The 23,460-nt window shown below is 36.7% G+C and carries 27 protein-coding genes; 4 read left to right on the top strand and 23 right to left on the bottom strand.

Going from position 1 to position 23,460, the window contains the following annotated elements:
• Window positions 1-65: 65 nt before the first annotated feature.
• The 6 genes from hrcA to gpr form a co-directional block, all read right to left on the bottom strand.
• Window positions 66-1,097, bottom strand: coding sequence for a heat-inducible transcriptional repressor HrcA (hrcA, locus tag ACFSBH_RS19815; protein WP_251511078.1), 1,032 nt, complete (start codon window positions 1,095-1,097; stop codon window positions 66-68).
• Window positions 1,098-1,223: 126 nt separating this feature from the next.
• Complete coding sequence (gene hemW / locus ACFSBH_RS19810; RefSeq protein ID WP_251511069.1) at window positions 1,224-2,363, bottom strand: radical SAM family heme chaperone HemW; 1,140 nt, start codon at window positions 2,361-2,363, stop codon at window positions 1,224-1,226.
• 130 nt (window positions 2,364-2,493) lie between these two features.
• Window positions 2,494-4,302, bottom strand: a complete 1,809-nt coding sequence (gene lepA, locus ACFSBH_RS19805) for a translation elongation factor 4 (protein ID WP_251510048.1) — start codon at window positions 4,300-4,302, stop codon at window positions 2,494-2,496.
• A gap of 398 nt (window positions 4,303-4,700) precedes the next feature.
• The gene (locus ACFSBH_RS19800; protein ID WP_251510046.1) at window positions 4,701-5,003 is read right to left on the bottom strand and encodes a hypothetical protein; all 303 of its coding nucleotides are present in this window, start codon (window positions 5,001-5,003) and stop codon (window positions 4,701-4,703) included.
• 13 nt (window positions 5,004-5,016) lie between these two features.
• On the bottom strand, window positions 5,017-6,174 hold the full coding sequence (gene spoIIP, locus ACFSBH_RS19795; protein WP_251510045.1) for a stage II sporulation protein P: 1,158 nt from the start codon (window positions 6,172-6,174) through the stop codon (window positions 5,017-5,019).
• 86 nt (window positions 6,175-6,260) lie between these two features.
• Window positions 6,261-7,370, bottom strand: coding sequence for a GPR endopeptidase (gene gpr, locus ACFSBH_RS19790; protein WP_251510044.1), 1,110 nt, complete (start codon window positions 7,368-7,370; stop codon window positions 6,261-6,263).
• Window positions 7,371-7,580: 210 nt separating this feature from the next.
• On the opposite strand from gpr, the gene rpsT reads away from it, so the two are divergent.
• Complete coding sequence (gene rpsT / locus ACFSBH_RS19785; protein ID WP_251510043.1) at window positions 7,581-7,847, top strand: 30S ribosomal protein S20; 267 nt, start codon at window positions 7,581-7,583, stop codon at window positions 7,845-7,847.
• A gap of 53 nt (window positions 7,848-7,900) precedes the next feature.
• Here the strand turns inward: rpsT and holA are convergent, their stop codons facing one another.
• On the bottom strand, window positions 7,901-8,920 hold the full coding sequence (gene holA, locus ACFSBH_RS19780; RefSeq protein ID WP_251510042.1) for a DNA polymerase III subunit delta: 1,020 nt from the start codon (window positions 8,918-8,920) through the stop codon (window positions 7,901-7,903).
• A gap of 136 nt (window positions 8,921-9,056) precedes the next feature.
• Here holA and ACFSBH_RS19775 point away from each other — a divergent pair, with 136 nt between their 5' ends.
• Window positions 9,057-9,191, top strand: coding sequence for a YqzM family protein (locus ACFSBH_RS19775; RefSeq protein WP_251510041.1), 135 nt, complete (start codon window positions 9,057-9,059; stop codon window positions 9,189-9,191).
• Window positions 9,192-9,238: 47 nt separating this feature from the next.
• On the opposite strand, the gene ACFSBH_RS19770 is transcribed toward ACFSBH_RS19775, so the two are convergent.
• The 11 genes from ACFSBH_RS19770 to ACFSBH_RS19720 all read right to left on the bottom strand — a co-directional run bounded on the left by ACFSBH_RS19770 (window position 9,239) and on the right by ACFSBH_RS19720 (window position 18,020).
• Complete coding sequence (locus ACFSBH_RS19770; protein ID WP_379599390.1) at window positions 9,239-11,524, bottom strand: DNA internalization-related competence protein ComEC/Rec2; 2,286 nt, start codon at window positions 11,522-11,524, stop codon at window positions 9,239-9,241.
• Window positions 11,525-11,631: 107 nt separating this feature from the next.
• Window positions 11,632-12,192 (bottom strand): ComE operon protein 2, encoded by a 561-nt coding sequence (locus ACFSBH_RS19765; protein WP_251510036.1) that lies wholly within the window; start codon window positions 12,190-12,192, stop codon window positions 11,632-11,634.
• A gap of 68 nt (window positions 12,193-12,260) precedes the next feature.
• Entirely contained in the window at window positions 12,261-12,854 is a 594-nt protein-coding gene (locus tag ACFSBH_RS19760; RefSeq protein WP_251510034.1) for a helix-hairpin-helix domain-containing protein, read from the bottom strand.
• A gap of 145 nt (window positions 12,855-12,999) precedes the next feature.
• On the bottom strand, window positions 13,000-13,743 hold the full coding sequence (locus ACFSBH_RS19755) for a class I SAM-dependent DNA methyltransferase (RefSeq protein ID WP_251510031.1): 744 nt from the start codon (window positions 13,741-13,743) through the stop codon (window positions 13,000-13,002).
• 2 nt (window positions 13,744-13,745) lie between these two features.
• The gene (gene rsfS / locus ACFSBH_RS19750) at window positions 13,746-14,102 is read right to left on the bottom strand and encodes a ribosome silencing factor (RefSeq protein ID WP_251510029.1); all 357 of its coding nucleotides are present in this window, start codon (window positions 14,100-14,102) and stop codon (window positions 13,746-13,748) included.
• Entirely contained in the window at window positions 14,095-14,679 is a 585-nt protein-coding gene (yqeK, locus tag ACFSBH_RS19745) for a bis(5'-nucleosyl)-tetraphosphatase (symmetrical) YqeK (protein WP_251510017.1), read from the bottom strand. Before yqeK ends, rsfS begins: the two co-directional genes overlap by 8 nt.
• A complete protein-coding gene (locus ACFSBH_RS19740) occupies window positions 14,657-15,235 on the bottom strand; it encodes a nicotinate-nucleotide adenylyltransferase (RefSeq protein WP_251510014.1) in 579 nt (192 codons plus the stop codon). Before ACFSBH_RS19740 ends, yqeK begins: the two co-directional genes overlap by 23 nt.
• Before the next feature lie 16 nt (window positions 15,236-15,251).
• Window positions 15,252-15,542: a ribosome assembly RNA-binding protein YhbY gene (yhbY, locus tag ACFSBH_RS19735; protein WP_251510011.1), complete on the bottom strand. Its 291-nt coding sequence runs from the start codon at window positions 15,540-15,542 to the stop codon at window positions 15,252-15,254.
• 1 nt (window position 15,543) lies between these two features.
• On the bottom strand, window positions 15,544-16,386 hold the full coding sequence (gene aroE, locus ACFSBH_RS19730; protein WP_379599386.1) for a shikimate dehydrogenase: 843 nt from the start codon (window positions 16,384-16,386) through the stop codon (window positions 15,544-15,546).
• Window positions 16,387-16,400: 14 nt separating this feature from the next.
• Complete coding sequence (gene yqeH / locus ACFSBH_RS19725) at window positions 16,401-17,501, bottom strand: ribosome biogenesis GTPase YqeH (protein ID WP_251510005.1); 1,101 nt, start codon at window positions 17,499-17,501, stop codon at window positions 16,401-16,403.
• Window positions 17,502-17,504: 3 nt separating this feature from the next.
• On the bottom strand, window positions 17,505-18,020 hold the full coding sequence (locus ACFSBH_RS19720) for a YqeG family HAD IIIA-type phosphatase (RefSeq protein ID WP_251510002.1): 516 nt from the start codon (window positions 18,018-18,020) through the stop codon (window positions 17,505-17,507).
• 769 nt (window positions 18,021-18,789) lie between these two features.
• On the opposite strand from ACFSBH_RS19720, the gene sda reads away from it, so the two are divergent.
• Together sda and sigK are read left to right on the top strand one after the other, a co-directional pair.
• Window positions 18,790-18,930, top strand: coding sequence for a sporulation histidine kinase inhibitor Sda (gene sda, locus ACFSBH_RS19715; protein ID WP_251510000.1), 141 nt, complete (start codon window positions 18,790-18,792; stop codon window positions 18,928-18,930).
• 161 nt (window positions 18,931-19,091) lie between these two features.
• Window positions 19,092-19,805: an RNA polymerase sporulation sigma factor SigK gene (sigK, locus tag ACFSBH_RS19710; RefSeq protein ID WP_251509997.1), complete on the top strand. Its 714-nt coding sequence runs from the start codon at window positions 19,092-19,094 to the stop codon at window positions 19,803-19,805.
• 59 nt (window positions 19,806-19,864) lie between these two features.
• Here sigK and mtnN read toward each other — a convergent pair whose 3' ends face one another.
• The 5 genes from mtnN to ACFSBH_RS19685 all read right to left on the bottom strand — a co-directional run bounded on the left by mtnN (window position 19,865) and on the right by ACFSBH_RS19685 (window position 23,460).
• Complete coding sequence (mtnN, locus tag ACFSBH_RS19705; protein ID WP_251509994.1) at window positions 19,865-20,551, bottom strand: 5'-methylthioadenosine/S-adenosylhomocysteine nucleosidase; 687 nt, start codon at window positions 20,549-20,551, stop codon at window positions 19,865-19,867.
• A 31-nt stretch (window positions 20,552-20,582) separates the two neighbouring features.
• Window positions 20,583-21,257: a YrrS family protein gene (locus tag ACFSBH_RS19700; protein ID WP_251509991.1), complete on the bottom strand. Its 675-nt coding sequence runs from the start codon at window positions 21,255-21,257 to the stop codon at window positions 20,583-20,585.
• 285 nt (window positions 21,258-21,542) lie between these two features.
• Entirely contained in the window at window positions 21,543-22,019 is a 477-nt protein-coding gene (gene greA / locus ACFSBH_RS19695; protein WP_251509989.1) for a transcription elongation factor GreA, read from the bottom strand.
• Between the two features lie 143 nt (window positions 22,020-22,162).
• Entirely contained in the window at window positions 22,163-22,798 is a 636-nt protein-coding gene (udk, locus tag ACFSBH_RS19690; RefSeq protein ID WP_251509986.1) for a uridine kinase, read from the bottom strand.
• Between the two features lie 17 nt (window positions 22,799-22,815).
• On the bottom strand, window positions 22,816-23,460 hold the full coding sequence (locus ACFSBH_RS19685; RefSeq protein ID WP_379599382.1) for an O-methyltransferase: 645 nt from the start codon (window positions 23,458-23,460) through the stop codon (window positions 22,816-22,818).

Here is a 23,460-nt window from a genome sequence, read left to right as displayed (position 1 = left end):
AATGGTGGTAGGAAGGAGTTTGACACAGGTGTCTCTCCCCCCTGCCACACATCACTTTATAAATATTAATCATCGTTCTTATACCACATATATAAGGTGTTTGTCATTTCATTAGACAAACCTTTTAACAAAGAAATCACTTTACGGTATTCCATCCGTTTAGGACCTAAAAGAGCAATTGTACCCATTTGCTCCTTCCCATGGTGAAGAGATGATGTAATTAAACTGAAATCTTTAATAGCTTCTATCTCGTTTTCATTACCAATGGTAACTTCAATACCAGGAGTTGAGTCTTTTAACAAATTGACAATTTCTTCTTCTCGATCCATCAATGAATAAAAAGAACGTACTTTATTTATATCATTGAATTCTGGCAACATCAGCATATTCGACTTGCCGCTGACATAAACCTTGACAGGATAGTCCGTTGCGAAGATTGCCTTCAAGTACTGCATTGACTTTTCATAGTCGTCCAGATATTGTTTCATAATCTGTGCAATTTCTGTGTAAAACATATCTTGAAGTTTCACAACAGGAAGACCGACAAGCTTTTCATTAATAATATTTACAAGTTTCTCCAAATCAGATGCATTAATTGCTTCTGGCAGAGATATCGAACGATGTTCTACATGTCCCGTATTGGTAATTAGTATAGCAACGGCAGTTTGCGAAGTTAAAGGTACGATTTGCAATTGTTTTAACTTTGTTTCAAAGACTTCAGGTCCTAAAATAATTGCAGTATAACTAGTCAGGTCAGATAAAATTTCTGCAGACATTTGGACGACTTGTTCAAATTCGAAAATCCCTTCTGTTATCAGTTTGCTTACAATGCCGTTATATTTGTTATTAGAGATCGGTTTAATCAAATGATCAACATAATAACGATAGCCTTTTTCAGAAGGTATACGTCCAGATGAAGAGTGCATCTTCTCCAAAAAGCCAAGTTCTTCCAAATCTGCCATTTCATTTCGTATGGTTGCCGCACTATAAGGTATGTCTCCTTTTTTAGCTAAGGCACGAGAACCTACGGGGTGGGCAGTATCTATAAAGTCATCAATAATCACCTGTAACAACAATAATTGCCTTTCCGTCAGCATGTCGATCACCTCTGTTAGCACTCCGACTCCTTGAGTGCTAATTCTAAGTATAAACTATCAAATTCATCGGTTTTTGTCAATAATCTTAGCTCATACTCCATGTAATCAACATAGAAAAAACATCGATTAATTCAAGATAAATTCAGCAAATACCCGGTTCTCAAGAAGCATACCCTTGTCAGTCAATCTCCAAACCCCTTGTTCATCCTTCAACAAGTCTTGACTTTTCAACTCATTTAGTTGTTTACCATAAACTGAACGAATATCTTGTCCAAATTTACGTTGAAACGTTCTTTCATCATAGCCCTTTATCTTACGTAATCCTAAAAACATTTCTTCTTCCATCCGTTCTTTTATACCGACAGTATCTATTTCCAAGATTGGTTTCTCTTCATGTAACGCCTTATCTACATACGCAGGTAAAGGTTTCACATTCGAAATACGTTTACCAGGTAAATAACCGGATGCTCCCGCACCAAAACCGTAGTAATATTCATTACTCCAATATGTTAAGTTATGCTTACTTTCAAAGCCAGGCTTAGCAAAATTACTGATTTCATATTGCTCAATTCCATTGGCTGCCATCATTTCCTTCAGTATATTGTACATCGCTACCTCGTCATCTTCTTTTGGACGATGTAATAACCCTTGCCTATGTTTTTTATAGAACACTGTTTTCGGTTCTATTTGTAGGGCATAAGTTGAATAGTGAGGCAACTGGAATGATAAGGCTTCTTGCAATGACTTTTCAAAGTGTTCAACAGTTTGGTGTGGTAAAGCATAGATTAAATCCAAGCTGATGTTATGAAAATGATTTTTAGCTAACAAATCGACAGTTTGATACACATCTTCTACTCGATGTATTCGGCCCAATTCCTTTAACATCGAATCATCCATAACTTGTACTCCGAATGATATACGGTTAACCCCATAATCCTTTAGAATCTTCGTCTTTTCTTCATTAATGTCCCCGGGATTTACTTCAATTGTAAACTCTTCTATTTGAGACACATCTATCTTCTTATGGATGATTTCAAATAAATAAATCAATTGATCTGTATTTAATGCGGTTGGAGTACCTCCACCAATATATATAGTACGGAGTTTATGGTTATTTTCTGGTAAATAAGCTTCGATTTCCTTCTCTAGAGCTTGTAAGTATTCCGTCGCACGTTTTTCAGTATAATAGTACTTTACAAAATTACAATAATGACACATTTGTTTGCAAAAAGGGATATGTATGTAAGCAGACTCTATTTTGGCCATCATTTACCTCTTCCTTTTACTCAGACTAAAAGAAAAGCCTGAGAGCAAAATGCTTTCAAGCTTTTCAAAGATTAAACATTTATCTCGGTACTGCTTAACGATTTTTATCCGATAGATAGAAGTGTAGTAATTAATCTTCATCCATTTTTAGGACAGCCATAAATGCTTCCTGTGGAACTTCCACGGATCCAACCATTTTCATTCGTTTTTTACCCTCTTTTTGTTTCTCTAACAGTTTCCGTTTACGACTGATATCTCCACCATACAGTTTCGCCGTAACATCTTTTCTGACCGCTTTAATCGTCGATCTTGCTACAATTTTATTTCCAATAGCTGCCTGAACAGGGACTTCAAATTGTTGTCGAGGGATAAGATTCTTCAACTTTTCAACAATCTGTTTACCGCGTTCATAAGCGAAGTCACGATGTACAATGAATGATAATGCATCAATCGTATCATGGTTAAGTAGTATATCCATTTTCACAAGGTTAGATTGTTTATAACCGATTAATTCATAGTCAAACGATGCATAACCTTTTGTTTGAGATTTGAGTTGGTCAAAGAAATCATAAACGATCTCAGATAATGGAATATGATAGATTACATTAACCCGAATGTCGTCTAAATAATTCATATTCACAAACTGTCCGCGTTTCCGTTGGGCAATTTCCATAACAGCACCAACATAATCATTCGGAACCATGATTGTAGCTTCTACATACGGTTCCTGAATAGATTCGATTACTTGTGGGTCTGGCATTTGAGACGGGTTATCTACCCTAATCGTTTCACCGTTGGTTTTCGTCACTTCAAAGATTACACTTGGTGCTGTAGTAATCAAGTCAATACCGAATTCTCTTTCAATCCGCTCTTGGATGATTTCCATGTGAAGTAAACCTAAGAATCCACAACGGAATCCGAATCCCAGTGCTTGGGAAGTTTCTGCTTCATATTGCAGGGATGAGTCATTTAACTCTAAACGCTCTAAAGCTTCCCGCAAATCATTATAATTATTCGAATCGACTGGATACAAACCACAGAAAACCATTGGGTTCAGTCGTCGGTAACCTGGTAAAGCTTCCTCTGCAGGTCTGTTCACAGTAGTTACCGTATCACCAACTTGTGTATCACCAACATCTTTCATAGAGGCTGTGAAGTAACCTACATCCCCTACTCTCAACTCGTTTGTTGCAGTAATTTTCGGTTTGAATACTCCTACTTCGTTAACCTCAAATTCTTTTCCAGTTGAGAACATCTTAATTTTGTCCCCGACTTTCATCGAACCTTCCTTAATACAAACATAGGCAACAACGCCTCGATAAGAATCATAAAGAGAATCAAAAATCAATGCTTTTAAAGGAGCATCTTCATCACCTGATGGAGGAGGAATAACCTCTGCCACCCGCTCCAGTATCTCATCTATTCCTATATTCGCTTTAGCTGAAGCAAGAATCACTTCGTCTTTGTCAATTCCGAGTACATCTTCTAATTCCTGCTTGACTCTTTCTGGGTCTGCGTTTGGTAAATCAATTTTATTAATAACTGGAATAATTTCTAAGTCATTTTCCAACGCCAGATATACGTTTGCCAATGTTTGAGCTTCTATTCCTTGAGCTGCATCCACGACAAGGATTGCCCCTTCACATGCTGCAAGACTTCTGGATACTTCATATGTAAAGTCCACATGTCCCGGAGTATCTATCAAGTGGAAAATAAAATCTTCGCCGCTCTTACTTGTATATTGAAGCTGAACAGCATTTAGTTTAATTGTGATTCCACGTTCCCGCTCCAAATCCATTCCGTCAAGGATTTGCTCTTTCATTTCACGTTCAGAAATTGCCTTTGTATTTTCTAAGATTCGATCTGCCAAGGTGGATTTCCCATGGTCAATATGTGCAATGATCGAAAAGTTACGTACATTCCTTTGTTTTTTCACCATTCCTGTTGTTCACTCCTACGTCCCGATTCCATTCGATGAATTCATTCGTCGGGCATATAAATTTGGTGATGAATGCTAGAATTGATTATAGCAATTGAAACAAGGATATTCAAGAACAAACGTGTGGAGCGCATACTCTGGACCTTAATTAAATGATGATTACCTGAAGATAAAGCTTGCTGGTTCTTCTGGAAATCCGCAGTCCAAATATTTCGAGACTCCTTCTTAAAGGAGACCTCATATCGTGCTTATCCCCGAGGCAGACTAAGTATGCCACGTCATGTGCGTCGGAAGCTCACCAGCCGCCCGCGGAAAGCGAAGGTATATCAGAGACTGCGGCCTGTCATCCTTAAAATGAATTTTCTGGGTAAAATGAGCCATAAGTTGTATCGAGTGTATTAATAAAATAACTTTGATATTTGAAATAGTATTTCTACAATGATCTCATAAATGAATTCGACAACGGATGATAGTGCTGAAGCGGCTTTATAAGCAGGAGTGTTGTCCCCTGATTGAATAACATGGACTTGTTCTACAGTTTCTTCAGGTTCTTCTACGACTAGCTTGTCTTCGATCGATTCAACAATTTCATGCTCCAAAGTCGAGTCTTGCGCTACATCGTCTTTCTCCCGATCCATTCCGTATAGCACACCGATTAAAAAACAAACTGCCAGGGATAAAAGCAATAACATAATCCGCATATTATGCTCCTCCTTAATTACCTTGTACGGCTTCAGCATCCCAATAATATTCACTAAAAACTTCAGCGAGCGCCTCAACAGTTCGATAAGCTTCCTCTAATGTATTGTCAACTCCACCGACTTCAAGAAGTAGTAGATTTTCGGAGAGATCTTGATTATATACTCCATTGTTCCCTGCTCCACCTTGACGTACAGCTCCACGGCTCAATCCTGGATATTTTTCCTCTAATTTTTTATGGAGCTCGTTTGCTATCTCCAAGTTCTCTTCATATGCAGGGTTGTCTTCACCAATCACGAACATGACCCGCGCATAATCTTCCCCGTTTATATTTTTTGTTGTTGAATCTCTGGAGATTGCATCACGATGGAGATCGAATGCATATTTCAATTTTCCGTTCTGGGCAAATGCTTCCGTAACAACTTCACGTGATGCTCGATAAGATTGCCAATACTCCCAGTTTTTTTCTACAAGTACTTCACCAATAATATCCGTCTCATCAACAATTGCCCCGATGCCCCTCTTCGCTAGTTCCTCTTTCAACCGTTCCGATACTTTAGTAATATTCACTTCACGATGATGCGCTAGATCGGGATCTGTTACATCAGGTAAATGAGGTAAAAATGATTCTCTGTTGTGTGTATTGTAAATAAATACAACGTTTTCCAGCTCTTCTTTATTCTTTGGCGGCTCTATTTCGGACCCATTTTCTTCCTTATCATCTTCATAAACCGCTTGTCTTTCTTCCAATACATCTTCTAACGGAAAAGAAGACTCTACTGGTAAGTTTGTATAATCTGTCCCTTCACCAGCAATAAGTATTTCCCGATCATATCTAGAAAATCCTGGTAGCTCATTGCCAAGTAAGCTCCGGAAATCATTTGGTTTAATACTCGTTACCAATTGAAACATCGTATTTATAATGGTTTTAGATTGATTTTCTTCCTCATATACATGCATGAAAGCCCTATTCTCCATTCCTAATAGATGCAAATAAATTGAACTATTAATATCGCTCGTCCACTGGGATATTGTATTGGAAGACGGTCGATTCGCCGGATTCATGGTTGTTAAATATCCGACTAATAGAAAAATGAGGAAGAAACTTATTGCTAATGCAACTATTTTCCTTACCAATCCAAAGTTTTGATGGTTCTGCTTAGAAAAAAACATGGTCCTCTCCCTCCTAGTTTCCTGTACATTTAACTCTATGTCAGGAATCTATTTAGTAGAACCATGTTTTCTATTGAATATATTAATTATCTTGTAAAGCTGGCAGAATCACTGCTATCAATATTTTCATGAAGGGCATGATTAATTCCATCAGCCAATAAATGAGCCATATCCAGCATAAATGAGTCAACTTCCTTAGGTGTCACCATCAAATTATGACCGATTGGAGTCAAAACCTCGGATATAAGTTGCCTTTTCTCTTCTTCAGATAGTCCCCCTACAATCCCAAGGACCGTCTCTCGGTGTTGCTCATTTGGCATATCCTGTTCAGTAAGCTTTCTTTTTCCAAAGGAGAATCCTCCTGGTGTCAGTGCTTTACTAGGATCATCTTTTTCCTTCCACTCTCTACCAAAATGTTTAAGCATGAAATCTATCGTGTCACTAGTAATAGTCACCGCATCAACAACAGTAGGAACACCAATTGCAATTACAGGAATCCCTAAAGTTTCTTTACTCAATTCCTTTCTTTTATTACCCACGCCCGACCCAGGGTGTATACCGGAGTCGGAAAGTTGAATTGTTTCATTTACCCGTTCGATGGAACGAGACGCTAATGCATCAATCGCAATCACAAAGTCTGGCTTGAATTTCTCTACGATTCCGAGGACAATATCACTTGTTTCAATTCCCGTGATTCCCATAACTCCTGGAGTTACGGATGCGACAGGGCGGTAACCTTCTGTAACGGTTTCGAAATCAAGTCTAAACAAATGACTAGTCACCATTATTTTTTCGGCAGTCATTGGACCTAAAGCATCGGGTGTCACGTTCCAGTTTCCCAAACCAACAATTAGTCCTTCTGCATCTTTCGGAATATCATTTTTCTTAAGTAAGCTTTTCAACTCCATCGCCAAAACATCTGAAGCTGCCTTTTGCCGCTTTGTATCCTGAAGCTTAACTCCATCAGCATATATTGTAATATAAGAACCTGCCTTCTTACCTATCTGTTCCGCGCCTTCAGCAGAAATATCCACATACGAAACTTTTATTCCATCTTGTCTCTTTTCATTAAATACAACTCCATGAATGTCACTTTTTTTCTGCTGTTCTTTTTCTACGTACATATCTCTTGCTTCAACAGCTAAATCAGTTCTTACTTGAAAGTTTTTTAACTCATCCATCTTAGTTTCCTCCATTATAACTTTATTTCGTTATATCCAAGTTATACTTAGAATGAGCTTAACTCTCCCAAATCATACAAATACAAGTAAAATAACAATTCTATTGAAAACTATCTCTCCGTTTGGTAAAATTACTTTTGTTAATGAAAAAGCGAAACAAAGGTTTTATTAAAATAGGAAGCTTTGATTAACCACATCGTATTTTTAATTAAGGAGGTGCCATACATGGCTAATATTAAATCAGCAATTAAGCGTATTGATACAAACGAAACAAAAAGAGCATTAAATCAATCCAAAAAATCAGAAATGCGTACAGCGATTAAACAAGTTGAAAAATTCGTTGAAGCTAATGATGTAGAAAACGCTAAAGCAGCATTAAAAGAAACGGTTAAAAAAATTGACAAAGTCGTTCAAAAAGGAATTATCCATAGAAATAACGGTGAACGTCAAAAAGCCCGTTTAGCTAAAAAAGTTAATAACCTTGGTGCATAACACAAATATGTATCCATAAAAAAACGATCCAAGATTGGATCGTTTTTATTTTTTTATGCAGCTTCTATTAGTTCATATAGCAACAACTCAAAAGCCAAATCTTTTTCCATTCTTCCCTGCTTTATCGCCGCATCCGTATCAGCAAGTTGGATGATGATCCGCTCTAGTTTATCTATTGTAAATTGCCTTTCCCGCTTTAGTGCTATTTTTACAACATACGGGTGGACGCCTAATTGTTTTTGCATTTGGAATTGACTATAACCTTGCTGCTTAAGAAGTTTCACTCGAAGAATCGAACGGAACTGGAAGGCTATCAATCCGATAAGGGCTATTGGTTCTTCCTTCATCTTCAGCAGATCTTTAAAGATACGGATTGCTTTTTGTAAATCCTTTTCAATGACCGCATCCACTAATCGTAGAGAAGAACTTGTTGTCGTATGTGAAACTAGACTTTCCGCTATCTCCTTTGTGATTACTCCTTCTGGTCCAACGTATAAGGCAAGTTTATGAAGTTCATTTTCTAATTGATACAAGTTGTTGGATAGCTCTGTTTCCAATATTTCTATAGCTTCATCTGTAAGTGAAATCTCCAGTCGGTCGGCTGTAGTTTCCATCCAGTTCCGTAAATCATTTTCACCAATCGGATTACATTCCGCTACTGTTGCATGTTTTTTTAGAAGCTTACTAATCTTCTTTCTTTCGTCGATTTTTTCATAAGGGGCGATAATGACGAATACCGTATAATCTACAGGAGAAGTCACATATCTTTCAAGAGCATCTAAATTATGTTCAAAACTCAATTTATCCGGCTTTGCCTTTAAAAATACTGGATTCTCTGCAATTACTAATTTTCGATCGCTAAAGAAAGGATATGTTTCGGCATCCCCTACTACCTCATCAATAGGAACTTCCTCTAAATCATAAATAGCTAAACTATCTTCATCATTCCCAGTAACCTTCTCTATTAATTGTTGTTTAATATTTTGAATAAAATAAGCTTCTGATCCATAAAGGAAATAGAATGGTGCTATTTGATTTTTCTTTATTTTTTTCATTACATCCATGTATGACATGACGAACCACTCCAATTATCTTTCTATCTCATCTAAATTGTACCATATGGGAATAAGGCAATGTAGCTGAAAAGAAACAATTGGATTTTTCTTTTAGTTTATCTTATACTAAAGATGGATGATAGGAGGGGTAATGATGAACGAATTCGAAAAAAATCCACAGTCTAAAAACAACGATATCATTGATTCAGGTCTAGGTTTTGTCTTCTCATTCTTATTCTTTTTCCTTATATTTGGAATTGGAGTAGCATTTAATGTACTAGGTGGATAATAAAATGGCAATTTTAGAAAAGAGACTAGTTAGATGAGTCTCTTTTTTTAATTGCCTAAAAACGTTTGGAAATAGCCGTCTTTGTTGCTAAAATTATATTGTACCGCACCGTGTTGGTCTGTACGAAACACCCGGACTCCTAGTTCTTCGAGTCTATGGATAACTTCTGAGGAAGGGTGACCGTATGCATTATTCTCGCCTACTGGTATGAACGCAACCTCACTTTGAAGGGATTCAAGAAATAACGGATCGGATGACGTATCACTGCCATGATGGGCAATTTTAATGATATCCGCATTCAATCGGTAGTCATTTATAATTTCTAACTCTTCCGTTTTGCTTATATCCCCTGTAAACAACCAACTTTTCCCACCTATTTCTGCATGTAGTACTAATGAATTTTCATTGGATTTTCGCCTATCTTTGCTCGGACCCAAGACCGTAAATGATTGATCTCCAATGGTAATCAACTCACCTGCCGTTAACCGATATATTGGTATATTATTATCCTCCATTTTGTTTAATAGACTAGTAGAAATATCAAAATAGTCACTGACATATACCGCACCCACAATTCCAGCATCTAACATGAATTCTACACTGCCCATATGGTCGATATCCTCATGAGTCAGAAACAAGGCATCAATATGATGGATACCATTAGCACGCAGGTAAGGCTTAATAATTCGCTGATATACGGAAGGAGATGGTTGCATATCCTCAAAGGAAAACTTTGCACCAGCATCAATCATAAACACTCCTTTGCGATACGGTAATTCAATAATAAAAGCATCTCCCTGGCCAATATCCAGCATCGTAACTGAACCATCATCTGAGAAATAAGGTATCGCAGCATATCCTATTATTAATAGAGAAACTGATATAAAACCAGTCAACGCTTCTTTCAAACAGCCTTTTTCAACAAAAAACAATGCAGTATGCAGGGTTAAATAATATAAAACAAAGAACCATACTGGCAAATCAGATAAATACAACGGATAATATAATATTTCATCTATCCATTCCACTACTCCAATAACACGGAGATGAATGCCAACAAACACCGCATCGAAGGATTGCAAAATGGAGTTGGGGAGAAAGGAAAACAACAAGAGGAAAAACATAAATGGGATCACAAATAATGAAAAATATGGGACGATTACTAGGTTAACTAGAATAGATAGAGGTTGAAAAATTGAAAAATAATTAAATTGAATAGGTAAAATGATCATTTGAGAAATAAAGCTAATTATCAACAATTGATAAGTTCGAGAAGATACGGAAGACAGCCAATTTCGAGATAAGATTATTCCAAATGTCACAATAAAAGAGAATTGAAAGCCGATGTGGTAAATCAGATAAGGGTTTGAGAGGAGAAGGACAATAAAAACTATACTAATGATATCAAGAGCAGATACGTTGATTTTTAATCGACGTAATACTAATAGAAGTAGAACCATTGAGCATGCACGTAAAACCGAAGGCTCTCCCCCCGCCAGAACTGCATATACCGGAAGGAAAAACAAAATGATAAGCTCTGATTTTTCCTTAGTCATCACATTCGATTTTATTAATAACAAATAAATTATCCCTACAACTATCCCTATATGGAGGCCGGATATTGCTAGAATATGTGATAATCCCCAATCCTGAAACAGCTTAATGACATGATCATCTATCAAGGAATCATCACCAAGTACAAGAGCACTTACCCATGCAGCGCTATAATCGCTAATATTTTCTTGAGCTTGACGTATTAACTGGATCCGCAGAGAAAAGAACCGGTGCCAGAAGGAGGCTCCCTCACATTCGATCTGAGTTAAATCATTTACAACCACCTGCTTGGTGATTCCTTTTGTCAATAAAAACTCACGATAATCAAATTCACCTGGATTTCTTGCACTTTGGGGAAGTTCCAGTTCTCCTTTTACCGTACAAAATCCACCGTATCGTATGTGCGACGCTTCTTCTGTTTTGATTTCATCATTTTGCGGGAAATATAGCACCATTATCTTTTCTTCTGAGTCCATTTCTTCTAAGATGAACTCAATTTTATTCGATTGAATGGCGGGATATTCGATAATTTTTCCGAGGATGAGATTTTGACTGGTAATTTCAGAGGAAGTATCAGCTACTAAGTTTATCGCAGGTAAATAAACTAGGAAAAAGAGAAAAGAACATATGGATAGTAGAAAAGGAATGATTTTTAACCGTTGATTTAAATAGAGGAATACTAGCCAAAGGAATACGAAGAGAAATAAATTTTTACCTAGAATCACAGAAATGACGGCTATTGAAGCGGACAAAGCGACAATATGCCAATAACCTTTCATCATTTATTCTCCTAATAGTTAATTGCTTGCAATTAGGCAGTCCAAACACCTCCTTAATTTCTGGAGTGTATTTGGTCTGCACAAAAATGATATGTACGTTCGATTAATTAATTCAAAAACAATCGTTCAACTTCTTTTTTTAATTCTTGGATTTCTCCATCAGCATTATTCTTATCAAGTTCAGCGTATAGCCTTTCAATAAGTTTTTGTTTTTCTTGATAATTCGTATCAAATGCAAGATAGTCTAAAGTAACTTTTATCGTTTTTACACCAGTTTCTTTAAACAGTTCAATTGCATACTCATGATTTCGATAATCCTCTGCATAGTACACTGTACGAATTCCGCTTTGAATCAATTGCTTGCAGCATTGTAAACAAGGAAAATGGGTAACGTAAATGTCCGCGCCATCGGTTGAGGCACCAAACTTCGCACATTGCAAGAGGGCATTGGCTTCTGCATGCACCGTTCGGACACAATGGCCATCAATGACATAGCAGCCTTCATCAACGCAATGTACACTACCAGAGACACTTCCGTTATACCCTCCAGCAATAATACGTTTGTCCCTAACGATTGTAGCACCGACCATCAGCCTGGTGCATGTACTCCTTAAAGCAAGCAAATGGCTCTGTGCCATAAAATATTGGTCCCATGAAATTCTGTCCAATTGCATATCCCCCCAAAACAACATATTACATCCAGTTTAATTATGAACAGTGATATTAGTCAAACTTCTTAAGGTACTTGAATTTGGTCAATAAAATTTTGTAATGTTTTCTCGCCAATCCCTGAAACATTCAATAAATCTTCTGGAACTTGGAATAGTCCATGTTCCTCTCGATATTGTATAATTGCCTGCGCCTTGGAAGGCCCAATTCCATTTAAGGATTGTATCTCTTCAACAGTGGCATAATTAATGCGAACTTTCCCTTGTGCATTGCCGTTCCCAGATCCTGCGGTATTATTTTCGTCTCCCTTTTTATATACGATAATGGACATCTCGTCCTGAATCTTCTGTGCAAGATTTATCAGATGGGTATCGGCATGGTCCGTAAAACCACCGGCAAGTTCAATGACGTCATTTACTCTGGAGTCAAGGCTAATCTCGTATACTCCCGGTTTATTCACCTCACCTTTAATATCTACAATAGCATATTCAGGACTTACTTCTTCTGCTGGACGAACGATGGAATCTCCTGTTTCTTTTGCTGCAAGGATGCTTTTTGAATGATTATCTTCTTTCACCGAATTCTCTGTAAGGAAAAAAAACAGGATGACAGCCATTCCGATTCCGGCTACAAATACTAGCTTCTTCACTGTATCAGACATTTTTGAGGACCACATCCTTAGAGGAAATTGAAGTATAGTTTTGGAGTGAATTGTTTAAGGGGGGATACTTTCATCTTAAAGGATTCGACACAGAATGCAAAACTCCTTCTTACAAAAAAATAATCGAGATATTGTATTATCTCGATTATTTTACCGCGGAAAAAAAGATTCTCGCTGTGTTATCATCTATATTTGATTGTTTCGTGTTAAAATCTGCATAAACTTTAACGTTTTTAAAGCCAACGTCTTCTAAAATTTCTTTATAAAAATTTATGGAATAGGTTTGTTGATGATGTTGTTCATCAAACCTTTCATATTTTTCGTTCATCAAATAAAAGAATGTTAAGTCATGATACATTTCACCCAGTTCTTCTCCAGGTGAACAAAACCAAATATATGAAGCTTCATCGGTTACTTCGGCAAAAGTTTGGTTAATATAATGATCTAATATATAGTCGAGATGGTGAACATCGAAGAGGAACAGTCCATCCTGCTTTAATGATTGGTATACATTGTGAAATGTTGCTTTTATATCTTCCGGTTCGGTAATGTAATTCATCACGTCACAATAACTTACTGCTGCATCAAGATTTTCTAGACCATCTAAACTCCTTATATCCTGATGCAACCAAGTAACGGATACATTATTTTCCATGGCCTTCGATTCAGCAAGTGTGAGCATCTCTTCAGAGTAATCTACACCGACTATCTGATAGCCTTTTTTTGCCAGAAGAGTGGTGATTTCACCCGTTCCACAACCTAGATCAGCGATATGATGAATTGATTTTTCATGTTCTTTAAACATTTCTTCGGTGAATTCCACCCATTTTTCGTATGGTGCATGTGCCATTAAATGGTCATACACCATAGCCATCTGTCCATAGGCCATCACTAGCCCTCTTGTCCAATATGCAACGCAACTTCTTCGGCATCTCCCCATAATCTTTCCAGATTATAGTAGCTGCGTTCGTCTTTGTGGAATACATGACAAACAATATCCCCAACATCGATAAGTATCCAACGGGCCTGTTCAAACCCTTCCATACGTCTTACATCAATTTGATGTTCATCCATCTTATCTTTAATTCCTCTTGCGATTGCTTGGACTTGACGCTCTGTACTCCCATGACAGATAAGAAAATAATCTGCTACTAATGATACCTGGTTCATATCTAAGGCAATAATATCTTCTGCACGTTTATCATCACAAGCGTCCGCAATCAATTGAACGATTTGCTTATTATCCATTCAATAATCCCTCCGTTTTTATATACCTTGTAAAATCATTATATGCATAAAACGAATCGGGGTGGATAGTGGCATTCTTTTTCATTAAATACATTATCGTATTCCTAGCTACTAACCAACAGGCATATTTCAAGTTTTTTTCGCTTGCTTGGCGAACTTCTTGTAACCCAGGAAAGCTTCTTCCTGGTTCAATATAATCTGCAAGATAAAGGATCATTTCGACTAGACTCATTTCTGCTCTACCTGTCGTATGGAACCTTATCGCATTTAATATATCCTGATCAACAACTCCATACTGATTCTCAAATAAGTGTGCCCCGACCGGTCCATGCCATAATTCCTTATCAAAATCCAAGAGTTCCCTTGGCAAACCATTGTCTAAAATATAACTTTTTAACTTTTCACTTGGCCAATTTTTTGCGTAGTCATGGAGAATAGCTGCTAGCTGTACCTTATCCACTGCAACACCGTATACAACCGCTAATTCTTTACTTACTTCTGCTACACGTAATGTGTGTTCAAATCTTGATTGAACAAGTTCAGCTTTAACCAAGTCAATTGCTTTGTTTAAATCCATATAAACTTTCACCCCTAATATAGGCAAACACAGCTTCTGGAACGATATAGTTGACTGTTTTATTATTTCTCAACCTTTCTCGGACCATCGTTGAAGAGATATCTATTAATGGAATATCTACTTTTACTATATCGTATTCCGTTTGGAGTTCATAACCTGAACGCTTTACTCCTACAAATTGTACGAGCTTCACCAACTCATCGACCTGATGCCAATTAGGGAGATACTCTACCATATCAGCTCCGATAATAAAGTAAAAATCACAATCGGGATGCAGTAGATTCAACTTCTTGATTGTCTCAATCGTATATGACTTTCCAGACCGCTCAATCTCAATTGAATTAAGTTTAAAATTGGGATTGGATTTGATGGCAAGCTCCGTCATTTGAATTCGATGGTGAGCCTCTGTTTGCGAAGCGTTCTTGTGTGGTGGTGTATATGTTGGAATAAACCACACTTCCTCAAGACTCAAAGCCGTTCGAACTTCCTCAGCAATAATTAAATGTCCAATATGCGGCGGATCAAACGTTCCTCCCAGAATACCGACTCTTTTCATATTGTTCTCACCCTTTTCAAGGTAGTTGCAGTTGTTTATTTTCGAGTGATTCCTTGTAAAGGACAATGTTATTTCCAATAATTTGCACCAGTTCAGCTTCCGTTCCTTGGATTAGCTTTTCAGCTACTGTGTTTTTGTCTTCCAAACAATTTTGCAGAACACTTACCTTAATCAGTTCCCTTTTCTCTAGAGCATCTTTTATTTGCTCAATCATATTCTCATTTACTCCAATTTTACCAACTTGAAAAATCGGTTTTACATGATGTGCTTCTGATCGTAAAAAGCGTTTTTGTTTTCCTGTTAACATATTATCTTCCTTCCAAAATAGCTAATAATTCATTTTCCATATCTTTCAAATCAATTCGTTTGTTCGTCCATATTTCAAAAGCGTATTGTGCTTGATAAAGAAGCATCGTATGTCCAAAAAGCAGCCTAGCTCCATGCTCTTCAGCATCCTGTAAAAACTTCGTAACAATCGGCTGATACACGATATCACTTACAATTACATCTTTTTTCAATCGCTCAATAGTGACTATTGGTTTTAAACCAAAACTCTTCATTCCGACTGATGTGGTCTGGATAATCAAGTCATAGTTATGGAGGCATTCATTGGCTTTTTCTATGGTAAATACATTTGTATTACTATTATTGTTGCCCAACTGCGCAATATCTTCCGCTTTTTTCAAAGTACGGTTAGCTATATCGATATTTACGAATCCTTTTTGACTCAAAGCGTAAAACAAAGCGCGTGCAGCCCCACCTGCACCAAGAATAAGCACCTTATTTTTCAAGTCATTGAAAAAATCTGGATAGGCATGCTTCAGCGAACGTAAGTAACCTATCCCATCTGTATTATAACCATACCATTTTCCATTCTTGTGAATTACAGTGTTTACTGCGTGCATTTCTTCAGCAGTTGAATCCAAGCCATCCAAATAAGGGATGATCTTTTGTTTATAAGGTACTGTCACATTGAAGCCTTTGATTTCTTTTGATTTTAATTCCTGAATTTTTTCTGCAAAGTCCTCTTCTGGCGAAATTTCAAATAAACGATAGTTTCCTTCCAATCCAGCATTGTCAAGTAATCGATGATGAATCCAAGGAGATAATGAATGCTGAATTGGATAACCAATCAACCCTAACTGATACACTTCCCCAATTCCCCCTATATTAACGAATTTCTAATTCCAACAGAAACATCTTTCGGACTGTGTACGACTACAGTTGCCTCTTCCCCACTCACCGTTACCCAACCTAAACCAGGAAAAACAATATCTTTTTTCTCACCTGTAAGTTTAAAGGAGTGTTGTGTAAAAGATGGTAGAAGTTTTAAACTATCTTCATCTGGTGGAGATAGTAGACCACCAAGATGATTTTCATATAGTTCATCTGCTTTCTCCAATTTTGTACGATGTATTTCCAACTCATTGGCAAAATAACAAATAAATGACTGCCTATCCCCTTTAATGAAATCCAATCTGGCTAATCCTCCGAAGAAAAGAGTTTGCCTATCATTTAACTGATACACACGAGATTTGATTTCTTTTCTCGGGGTAACAATTTTTAAATCTTTTGGTGAAAGATAATGGGCAATCTGCTGTTTATTCACGATCCCCGGGGTATCGATCAACGACGAACTTTCATCTAAAGGTATTTGTATAAACCCTAGAGTGGTTCCTGGAAAATAAGAAGTTGTAATTATATCTTTATGGCCTGTCGATTGTTTAATCAAAGTATTGATAAATGTTGATTTACCAACATTAGTCGTACCAACTACATATACATCCTGGTCATTTCGATGATATTCTATCGCTGCTTTTAAGTCATCAATCCCAGCACCTTTAGCTGAAGAAATCAAAAAGACATCCAATACCTTAATTCCAGCATCCTTTGCTTCTTTTTTAAGCCAATGAATAAGTTTGTTTGCATTCGTGGATTTTGGCAACAAATCAAGCTTGTTTCCTACAAGTATGATTGGATTTTCTCCTGTGATCCTAGGTAAGCTTCTTATGAGGCTGCCATGTACATCAAAAATGTCTATCATGTGTACAACCAACCCTTGAGAATCTCTAATGCTGCTGACCATCCTTAAGTAGTCATCATCTGTCATAGGAACATCCTGCGTTTCATTATAGTGCTTCAATCGAAAACAACGCTGACATAAAATAATGTCCTTTTCAAGAGCAGCTGCTGGCGCGTAGCCAATTTCACCTTTATTTTCAGTTTGAATCTTCGTTCCACAACCCTCGCAATAAATAACTTCCATGCATTAATCCTCCCAGCTGATTTTTCCTTTTGAACGGAAATAATTTAAGATAATCCTTTCAATTCTACGGTTAAACTGCGTAATTTTCGCATCAGACTGGACAATTGGGACAACCAGAATCGTATAGAATCCCGCCGAGTTACCACCAAATACATCAGTAAGCAATTGATCACCAATTACAACAACTTCACTTTTATCAAGGTTCATTTCTTTTACTGCTTTATTAAATGCACGACGCAGTGGCTTTCTTGCACTATAGACATAGGGTGTGCCTAATGGATCTGAAAATACTTTCACCCTATCTTGATTATTGTTGGATATGATTGTCACTTTTATATCTGATTTTTTCATTTGCTCAAACCAAGCAATTACTTCAGGTGTTGCATCTTTAACATCCCAAGCAACCAATGTATTATCAAGGTCTGTTATGATGCCCTTTATTCCACGTTCCTTTAATTCTTCCGCCTTTATATCAAAGATACTTTTAACATGTTGATTTGGTAAAAATTTATTTAACACGCTTACACCTCATTATCCGACTTTCCATTTCATTTCCAATCAGTAATTATCTTATCCTATCATAGCTTAATTAAGATGAAAGATAAACTAAGTAGTGGTAGAAAATATTATTTTACTACAAATTTGATATAAAATCCTGACTAATGTCATTCAAAGAATTTCATCCGGTTAATTATTATTTGGAGCATTGAAGCTAGTTAAAATCAATGATCATTAATTTTGTTCAGAAACCAAAACAAATACCATACACTTGAAACATACAGTTTTTAATACAAATTATGTAGTTATTGTCTAAGTAGAATCAAATCATCTAAATCCACGTATCAAGGGACTGTCTCTCTCAAGGCCCCGCAGCGCAGTGTGGTAGACTAAGAACGCACGTCCTAAGCTTCGAGTCTCATGGGCCTTCCTGCGAAAATCGAAGGATAGTTGGAATGCAGAATTAAATTAGAAGCGCAAAGGTATGATTTCAATTTATTAATACTCTAAATAAATGTAAATGATAACTATATTGTATTTGTACAATAATTATTCCAAATATTAGATGATTTTTTGAAAAATCGTTCGACAAATAGTGACACCCGAAAAAATGTGGATAACTTTACCCACTAAACTAACCTCTATAACACAACATTTATATCGATAATTAACGAATTATACACAAGTTATCTACACGTTCCTGTAGATAAACTAAGGCTTGTCCTGTTTTAGGAAACATGATAAATTATAAATTGAACATTCTCATACAATTTTATTGGGGGATTGTAATATGGAAAACTTATCAGATGAACTGCTTGTCGAATCGTATATTAAAGCTAGAAAATTAAATCTTAGTCAAGACTTTTTATTATTAATCAAAAAAGAAATAGATAAAAGATCACTGACGCCAAAAATTAAACATCTCCGTTAACATACCTATTTTCAACCTTATTTCACCTCTTCTTTTGTCGATTTTTTCATAAATCATGAAAATTTCCTTGGACATACACTATTTCACACGAATAGTCATACATTTTACTATGGGCAATTGCCCAGAAAGGTTTGACCTTAAATTTGTGGAGGTGTATGTTCTTGTCAGGAATTTTATCCGTCCTTGCAGTGCTCATCAAAGAAGCGATGTTTTTTGTTTCTTATATTAAGAACCATGCCTTTCCGCAACCATTATCCTCACAGGAGGAAACAAAATATATCAAGGCAATGCTGAATGGGGATAAGGAAGCAAGGGACAAATTAATTGAACATAATCTTCGACTAGTTGCTCACATTGTCAAAAAATTCGACAATACTGGTGAGGATACTGAAGATCTAATTTCCATTGGTACTATTGGACTCATTAAAGGGGTCGAAAGTTTTTCCGTTGACAAAGGTACGAAGTTGGCGACCTACGCTGCGCGATGTATTGAAAATGAAATACTGATGCATTTGAGAGCTTTGAAGAAAGTTAAAAAGGATGTATCTCTCCATGATCCGATTGGTCAGGATAAAGAGGGTAATGAAATTAGCTTAATTGATATTTTAGAAGCTGAGAGTGAGAATATCATTGAATTTATTCAGCTTAATATGGAAATCAATAAAATGCAGGACTTCTTCCAAGTACTTGACGACAGAGAAAAAGAAGTAATTATTTACCGTTACGGTCTCCATGATAAAGACGAAATGACACAAAGAGAAATCGCGAAGAAACTAAATATTTCTAGGAGCTATGTCTCAAGAATTGAAAAAAGAGCACTAATGAAAGTGTTTCATGAATATTACCGACAAGAAAGAAGTAAACTAATAGATTAACTATACAAAAAACGAAGGAAATCGCCCTATTCTTTGCGACTTCCTTCGTTTTAATCATTTTATATGGATTTTACAACTTTAATAATCAATTGTGCTGCATGTTTAGCCGCAGTCTCCAGAAATTCATCAAAGCTAGTGGACGAATCTTTCCCAGCAATGTCAGAAAGAGCACGAATAACAACAAAAGGAGTTCCGTATTGATGGCAAACTTGAGCAATCGCCGCCGCCTCCATCTCTGCAGCTATCATATCAGGAAAGTTTTCCTGTGCCTCCTCAACCTTTGCTTTGTCTTCCATGAAGGAATCACCTGTTGCAATCAATCCTATTTTATAATCAATATCAAGCTCTTTTACAGCATTTGCGGTGTATTCTACCAGCTCTTTTGAAGCTTCATATGTGGCAGGCAATCCTGGAACTTGACCATAAGCATAATCAAACGCAGTCACATCAACATCATGATGAACAACTTCGCTCGATATCACTAAATCCCCTACTGCAAGCTCTGCATGAAATCCACCAGCAGAACCCGTATTGATGATAGCGTTCGGGGAAAATCGTTCCATCATAATTGTAGTGCCCATAGCAGCATTTACCTTACCTATTCCTGACTTTAACAGGACTACTTCCTTTCCTTGAAGCTCACCTTGTACAAATAGGCTGTTTGCTACGGTAATTTCCGTTTTATTTTCCATTTCATTTAATAAATATGCAATTTCTTCATCCATTGCACCAATCAAACCAATCATTCCGCTACCTCCAGCTGTCATTATATGTGCATCATTTCTTATCATTTTCAACTAAAGTTTCTAGTTTTGTTGGCTGCCATCCCTCATTATCTACCCAAGATAGATATACTCGGTAGGTTTCTGTTTCTTCTCGATCAGAAACAGTCGCGACCACTTTCTGATCTCCACCATTACCAACCCACCATTCAATCATATTATCTTCTGGTATGCCTGTAACCATCGATACAGCCTTCTTTATTTCTATACGGTCTTGTGATCCATTTTCAAAATTTGTTGTATGAGGTCCAGTCTGGCTTGTACCAATTGCTGGCCAATTTCCTGTAACTGCTTCAGATACATTATCATCAGATGGTTCTGCCTCCACCGTAGTCACTTCCTGATCTTCGTCTTCCGCTTCTTCATTGTTATCCTTCTCGTCGTCGGCCTGATCTTCTGAATCCTCTTCTATATCTTCTACTTGATCTGAATCGTTGGATTCATTTTCTTGTTCTTCATCATCCTCATCAACTTCCAAGAAAAGTGACTCATTTTTAGCAGTTTCAGCATCAGTGGTTTCTGCTACTTCGTCCTCTCCACCGCCAAATATCCACATCGCCACCAAAAACAGAACGAGTACAGAAGCGAGTATAAGAGAATAGTTAATAAACTTTGTATTTCTTCTACGTTTTTCAAATTTATTTAAGCGAGAATTTGAATTATTTGTCAATGTTTACTCCCTCCTCTAATAACATTTATAGTATCATATTATAACATTTATTCAGAGTAAATTAGTATTTTCCTTTTTACTTTTTGTTTACGAAATATATATAGTATCGATACAAGTTGTAAAAGTTTCAATAAACATATTACCTATACTAGAGTTTCATCGACATGTACAAGTGAAATAAAATTATTTAGGTAAGAAAATTTACAAATCCTCCTATAATAATAGAAGATAAAAAAGTAGCAGGTATTGCTCCTGCTACTTTTTGTATCATCATTAATTGAAAGTCTATTCCACTTTAGTAATTCTAACTTGGATATCGCCACCTGGAGTAGTCACCGTTACTTCCGCTCCAACTTCTTGTCCCAGTAAACTTTGGGCAATTGGAGAGTCATTAGAAATTTTACCTTCGAAAGGATCTGCTTCTGCACTACCAACGATAGTATATGTTTCTTCTTCCCCGTCTGGTAGCTCTTGGAATGTGACCGATTTACCAAGTGAAACAACATTAGGATTTGAATCCGTATTTTCAATAATTACAGCATTACGTATCATTTTTTCAAGTTGTGTAATACGTTGTTCAACGAATGCCTGCTCTTCTTTAGCAGAATCGTACTCCGAGTTTTCCGATAGGTCTCCGAAATCCCGAGCAATTTTAATTCTCTCAACAACCTCTTGTCGACGGTCTGTTTTAAGATAATGTAACTCCTTCTCTAGTTTTTCTTTTCCCTCAATAGTCATATAATAACTTTTCTCTGTAGACATGTATAAACACTCCTTTTTATAATTCCGACAGTATAAGTAATACACTCGCTTGCATTAAATGTATGCGCTTTGAATGTAAATATGAGAATATACTAACCACCACTATGGCAGAAATTCAATAATATATCAATATATTTTTACAATTAGTTAACTTTTTTCTGTGCTAAGATTGTCTCAATCTTAGACGCCATAATATCAATGGCTACATGATTTTGACCACCCTCAGGTATGATGATGTCCGCATAGCGTTTAGTTGGTTCAATAAACTGCAAATGTGATGGTCTAACTTCATTCAAGTATTGATCGACTACTGAATCCAGGCTGCGTCCTCTTTCTTTTATATCACGTAGTAGACGACGAATAATTCGGAGATCCGCATCCGTATCGACAAACACTTTAATATCCATTAAATCACGTAATTCACTATCTTCTAATATGAGTATTCCTTCAACTATAATGACATCTTTTGGTTCAATATGGATTACTTTGTCTGATCGAGTATGCAGTTTATAATCATAGACTGGCTTCTCTATTGCTTTATGTTGTATCAAGTCTTTAACATGTTGAATCAATAACCCATTATCAAATGCTAATGGATGATCATAATTCGTGTTGAGTCTTTCCTCAAACGATAGATGTCCTTGGTCTTTATAATAATAATCCTGTTCAATAACTAAAACACTTTTATCTGAAAAACGATCAAAGATTGCTTTCGTAACCGAAGTTTTTCCACTTCCGCTTCCCCCGGCAACTCCGATGACCATTGGTTTGCTTGTCACTGGCTAGCGCCTGCCTTTCAATCAATTTTATAGCTAAGCATTACACCGTCTCCAATTGGTAGAATTGATGTAATGTAATCTGGATGTGTGGAGAGTAATTGATTATATTCACTAATCTTCTTTACCATATTTTTATATCTTTTCGGTGCAGCCTCCGGATTTGCTACATAACCTCTAAATAATACATTATCTGTAACTATCCATCCACCCTTATTTAATAGCTGGTGAGCTATATCAAAGAAATCACGATACTTCCCTTTTGCAGCGTCAATGAAGATAAAGTCAAATTTTTTGTCTGCTTCCTGAAGTTTCTGCATAACGTCTAAAGCATCACCAAGATGGACAATAATTTTATTGTCTTTATTCTGTTTACTGATTGTTTCAATAGCCTCTTTATAACGCTGTTCGTCCTTTTCAATTGTAATTATTTCAGAATTGGGGCTTGCTTCCAACATACGAAGTGCGGAGTAGCCTATTGCTGTGCCTACTTCAAGAATTTGTTTCGGTTGATGGATCTTTATTTGATTCAACATAAAATCGATTGCGACACTTTCCATAATCGGTACATTGTTTTTATCGGCATGCTCTTCAAGTGTCATTACCCAATCAGGTTTAGGTGAAACCAACTCTTGCAAATAGGTATGGATACTATCATTTATCAT

Origin of the sequence: Oceanobacillus luteolus, from assembly GCF_042678205.1 — a bacterium.
Lineage (GTDB): Bacteria > Bacillota > Bacilli > Bacillales > Amphibacillaceae > Oceanobacillus > Oceanobacillus luteolus.
This window is presented reverse-complemented; position numbering and strand designations above follow the sequence as displayed.